This is a genomic window from Frankia sp. AiPs1 (assembly GCF_023716945.1).
Lineage (GTDB): Bacteria > Actinomycetota > Actinomycetes > Frankiales > Frankiaceae > Frankia.
Genome location: NZ_JAMQQF010000447.1, coordinates 1 through 5,012 on the forward strand (window position 1 = coordinate 1; position 5,012 = coordinate 5,012).

Here is a 5,012-nt window from a genome sequence, read left to right on the forward strand (position 1 = left end):
CTGGCGAAACGAGGACCGGCCGCGGACGAGCGCGGCCGAGACCTCCAGGGGATCGGCGTCGGCGGCGACCTCGCACACGCGCCGCGCCTGCTCGCGCAGTGCCGCGACGCTCTTGGCCGACAGCGGCCACGCTACGGCCCCGGTGGACGGGCGGGGTCCGGGCTGGGTGCCGCCGGTCTGGTCGCCGTCCTCGGCGGGCGGCTCCTCCAGGATGAGATGAGCGTTCGTTCCGCTCAGCGTCAGGCAGGAGACGGCGGCCCGGCGCACCCGTTCCCCGGCTGGCCACGAGCGAGCCTCTGTGAGCAGTTCGACCGTGCCGCTCGACCAGTCCGCGTGCGGTGTCGGTGCGTCCACGTGCAGAGTCGCCGGCACGCGCTCGTGCCGCAGCGCCATCACCAGTTTGGTGATGCCAGCCAGAGCGCCGACCGTCTGGGTGTGGCCGATGTTGGACTTGACCGAGCCGAGCAGGACGGGCTGCTCCCGCGAGTGCTCGCTGCCGTAGACCGTGAGCACCGAGGTGGCCTCGACGCCGTCACCCAGCGTCGCGCCGACGCCGTGGCCCTCCACCACGTCGACGCTGCTCGCGGGGACCCGCGCGTCGGCCAGAGCCTGGCGCATGACGCGCTGCTGGGCGGTCCCGCGCGGGGCGGACATGCCGTTGGTGGCGCCGTCCTGGTTGAGTGCCGTGCCACGGATGACGGCGAGCACCGGGTGGCGGTTGCGCCGCGCGTCGGAGAGCCGCTCCAGCAGCAGCATCCCGGCGCCCTCGGCCAGGCTGGCACCGTCCGCCGCGGCCGCGAACGACTTCGACCGGCCGTCCGAGGACAGCCGACCCGTCCGCCGGAACTCCATCAGCAGGGTGGGGATCGACATCACCGCCGCCCCGCCGGCCAGCGCCAGCGTGCACTCGTGGGCGCGCAGCGCCTTGCAGGCGAGGTGGATGGCGACCAGCGAGGAGGTGCACTGGGTGTCGACGCTGACGGCCGCGCCGACCAGACCCATCAGGTAGGCGATCCGGCCGGCCCCGGCGCCGCCGGAGTTGCCGAAGCCAACGTGGTCCTGGACTCCCGGGCCGGGCGGCTCGCGCAGCAGCAGGGGATAACCGCCGAACTGCAGGCCCGCGTACACGGCCGTTCGGGTCTCCCTGGCCGACGCCGGATCGATCCCGGCCCGCTCGAACGCCTCCCAGGACGTCTCCAGCAGCAGCCGCTGTTGCGGATCGGTGGCCAGCGCTTCGGCCTCGTCCATGCCGAAGAACTCGGCGTCGAAACGGTCCGCGTCGTGCAGGAACCCGCCGCGCAGGTCCGGCCGGGCACCGGCCAGGTTCCATCCCCGGTTCCGCGGCAGTTCGGTGGTCACGTCCGCGCCGCGGTCGACCAGCCGCCACAGGTCCTCGGGTGAGCGGACCCCGCCGGGGAACCGGCAGCCGATTCCGATGATCGCAACCGGTTCCCTGTTCCTCGCCTCCTCGGCCGCCAGCCGGCCGCGGGTCTGGCGGAGCTCGGCCGTGGCCTTCCGCAGGTATTTTGAGAACTTTTCTTCGTCGGCCATCGGCTCGGCTCCTCAGAACGCGACAGGGTCGGCGGGAACGCTCGGTCGCTGCCGGCTCAGAGTTCCGAAAGGGGGGTCAGGCTGCAGTCCTGCACGTCGTACAGCTTCCATTCACCGTTGACCTCGACGAATGCCTCCAGCTTGAAATGACGCTCGTCGACCGGCGTGTAGGAGTCCTTGGAACGGGTGCGCACCCCGACCTCGCCCAGCACGTGCTCGCCGATGAACTCCAGGTGGCCGTCCTGCCAGCCGGTCGAGGTGGAGACCCCGAGGGTGCCCATGGAGTCGACATAGTAGGACTCGAAATGCTGGTCGACCTCGCTCCAGCCGATGGTCCACTGGCCTTCGAGCTTCGGCGAGCCGTCGGCGTAGGTCGCCTTCAGGTCCATCTGGTAGTAGTGGCCGCGCAGGACCGGACGGGTCAGCGCCTCCATCTTCACACCGGTGTCAAATGAGACGGTCATGCGGCCGAGCAGGAAGTCCAGCTCATTGAGCCGGGGCGAGACACCGGTGTCCTGCTTGACTGGCCGCGCGGTCGGTCGGTGGTTGTCCAGGTAGTCGGTGACCTTCTGGTCGTCCCTGGTCAGTGTGTGCTCGGTCATCGGAGACCCTCCTGTTGATCGAAAGCGGCGGCTGGGCGGCCGCTCGTCAGCTCCCGGTCTCGGCGGCGACAGCGCGCACGGCCGAGGCGATGGCGCGGACGTTCTTCAGGTCGCGTGCGTTGATCCGCGACGGCGGGACGGTGACACCGAGCTCGTCGTGGATATGGTTGAGCAGCAGCACCGTATTGAGGGAGTTCAGGACGCCCCAGGCAAGCAGCGGGGTGTCCGGCTTGAGCTCGCCCTTCGGGTCGCCGTCCAGGCAGCGCTGCCGGATGAAGTCGGTGATCGTCTGGGTGACGGTGTCGGTGCCTGTCGTGGCGTCGGTCATCGGACGGTCCTCTCGGCGGAAGTCAAGGTCACGGTGCTGGCGTCACCGCGAGGTCGCCGGCCAAGGCGGCGCGGTCGGCCTTGCCGTTGCGGGTGCGCGGCAGGTGGGAGCGGGTCCGGAACTCGTCGGCGACGAGGTACCGCGGCAGCCGCGCCGCGCAGTGTCGGCGCAGCTCCAGCGGTCCGAGGTCGTGACCGTGCGCGGGCACGACGACGGCCACCAGCCGGGCCTCGATCCCGCTGCCGACCACGACCACGACGGCCTCGGTGACCGCGGGATGCGCCAGCAGCGCCGCCTCGACGTCGCCCAGCTCGACGCGGTGACCACGCACCTTGACCATGTGGTCACGGCGGCCGACGTAGTCGAAGCGGCCGTCGTCGAGGACTCGCACCACGTCGCCGGTCGGGTACGGCCCCCGCTGGGGCTCCCGGCCCCAGTAGCCGCGCATCACCGTCGGGCCGTCGGCTACCAGCTCGCCCTCCTCGCCCGGGCCGCACACGCCGCCGTCGGCTCGGCGGGCCCAGACCTGGTCGCCCGAGCAGGCGACGCCGATCGGGACCGGCCGGTCGCGCTCCAGATCCGTCGGGCGCACCTCGTGGAACGTGCAGACGTTGGTCTCCGTCGGCCCGTACAGGTTGAGCAGCCGCGCCCGCGTCCACCCCGCCAGGGCGCGCACATGGGTGACGGGGAACGGCTCGCCCGCGAACAGCACCGCGCGAAGGCGCCGCGGTGCCGGCCGGTCCAGCAGGCCACCCTCGCGGATCATCAGCGTCAGCGCGGACGGCACCGAGTACCAGATGGTGATCTGCTCGCTGTGCAGGAACTCGGCCAGCTGCGCCGGCGCGTAGGCGAGCTCCGCGGCGACGAGATGGACGGAGGCGCCCACGGCGAAGGCCCCGTACAGGTCGAGCACCGAGAGGTCGAAGTTGAGCGGCGCGTGGTTGGAGAACCGGTCGTCCGGCCCGGCCGCGAGCTCGTCGACGGCCCACCCGACGAAGGCCAGCGCGTTGCGGTGGCTGATGCACACGCCCTTCGGAGCGCCCGTCGAGCCGGAGGTGTAGAGGATGTACGCCAGGTCGTCCGGGGCGGCCGGCTCGTCGATGCGCGCGTCGGCCGCCTCCTGCGCGCCGTCCGGGCTGGTCGCCAGTTCGGCGACGGAGACGCCGGTACCAAGCGAGGCCCGCAACGGGCCGGTGCGGTCCCGGGTGGTCAGCACGGCCTTCGCCGCGCAGTCGCGGGCCAGCACCGCCACCCGGTGCTCGGGCGCGGAGCCGTCGGCCGGGACGTAGGCCGCGCCCAGACGCAGCACGGCCTGCATCGCTGTGATCATCGCTGCCGACTTGTCGGCCCAGAGGACCACCCGGTCGCCACGGGAGACGCCGAGCGCCCGCAGCGAGCGGGCGACGGCGTCGGCGCGCGCGTCGAGCTCCCGGTAGGTGAGCGTGCCGTCGTCGGCCGCGACCGCCAGCCGGTCGCCGTGCGTCTTCGCCGCGTCTCGAACGATTCGATGAAGTGTCACAGTCCCAGGTCCTTCGCGATGAGCTCGCGCTGGATCTCCGAGGTGCCAGAGAACAGCGTGCTGGGTATCGAGTCACGGAGCTGGTCGCCGACTCCGCCGGAGAGGTAGCCGGACGCCCCGAGGATCTGGACGGCGTCGGTCGAGTTCGCCACGGCCGCCTCTGATACGGCGATCTTGGACAGGGCGGAGGCGGCGACGTGGTTACGGGCCTCGTCCAGCAGCCAGCAGGCGCGGTAGAGCAGCAGCTGGGCGCTCTCCAGCCGTCGCCGCATTTCGACTATCTTGTGGGAGACGCCCTGGAAATCCCCGATGCGGCGCCCGAACTGCCGACGGTGGGAAGCGTGCTCGACGACCAGTCGGAGCTGGCGCCGCATCATTCCCAGATAGATCGCGAACAGGCAGGCCCGCTCCCAGGCCATGGAGTGCTGGAAGACGGCCGAGCCTTGGCCCTCGTCGCCCAGCAGGTACTCCTCGGGCACCGGGCAGTCCTCGAAACGCACCCGGCCGGCCAAGCAGCCGGCGAGCCCCAGCTTGGGCAGCGGCGCCCCGAGCCGTACTCCCGGCAGACCGCTCGGCAGGGCGAAGGCCGACACCCCGAGGAACCCGGCCTCCGGATCGGTCACCGCGTACGTGACGACGACGTCCGCGACCGGCGCATTGCTGGCCCACGACTTCTCGCCGTCGAGGACGAAGCCGGAGCCCGACCGCCGGGCCGTCGTGAGCATCGCGCTGACGTCGGAGCCGGCGCCGTCTTCGGTCATGGCGTTGGCCGCGATGAGCTCACCGGCCGCCAGCGCGGCCAGCAGCTCGTCGCGCGCCTTGCGCGACCCGAAGTCCCGCACCGGCACCGCGCAGGCCAGCAGGTGCGCCGCCACCGCGAATGCGAGGCCCGTGTCGGCGCACCCGCGGCCAAACGCCTCCAGGCACAGCGCGGTGTCCAGCGCGCCCAGGCCGCCGCCGCCAACGTCGCGCGGCAGGCACAGCCCGGTCAGCCCGAGTCGGCCAGCGTCCC

General features: G+C 72.0%; 5 protein-coding genes. All 5 read right to left on the reverse strand.

Going from position 1 to position 5,012, the window contains the following annotated elements:
• Positions 1 to 1,551 (reverse strand): beta-ketoacyl synthase N-terminal-like domain-containing protein (locus tag ND748_RS24955; protein ID WP_251748444.1); only part of this gene is annotated, 1,551 nt, incomplete at its 3' end.
• Between the two features lie 56 nt (positions 1,552 to 1,607).
• Positions 1,608 to 2,153, reverse strand: a complete 546-nt coding sequence (locus tag ND748_RS24960) for a DUF1579 family protein (protein WP_251748445.1) — start codon at positions 2,151 to 2,153, stop codon at positions 1,608 to 1,610.
• A gap of 46 nt (positions 2,154 to 2,199) precedes the next feature.
• A complete protein-coding gene (locus ND748_RS24965; protein WP_251748446.1) occupies positions 2,200 to 2,481 on the reverse strand; it encodes an acyl carrier protein in 282 nt (93 codons plus the stop codon).
• 28 nt (positions 2,482 to 2,509) lie between these two features.
• Positions 2,510 to 4,000, reverse strand: coding sequence for an amino acid adenylation domain-containing protein (locus tag ND748_RS24970; RefSeq protein WP_251748448.1), 1,491 nt, complete (start codon positions 3,998 to 4,000; stop codon positions 2,510 to 2,512).
• The coding region (locus ND748_RS24975) for an acyl-CoA dehydrogenase family protein (RefSeq protein WP_251748450.1) at positions 3,997 to 5,012 on the reverse strand (1,016 nt) is incomplete at its 5' end. The genes ND748_RS24970 and ND748_RS24975, both read right to left, overlap by 4 nt.

Excerpts from the sequence above, each read along its gene's own strand:
- ND748_RS24960 (WP_251748445.1), bottom strand. The coding sequence starts at position 2,153 with ATGACCGAGCACACACTGACCAGGGACGACCAGAAGGTCACCGACTAC.
- ND748_RS24965 (WP_251748446.1), bottom strand. The coding sequence starts at position 2,481 with ATGACCGACGCCACGACAGGCACCGACACCGTCACCCAGACGATCACC.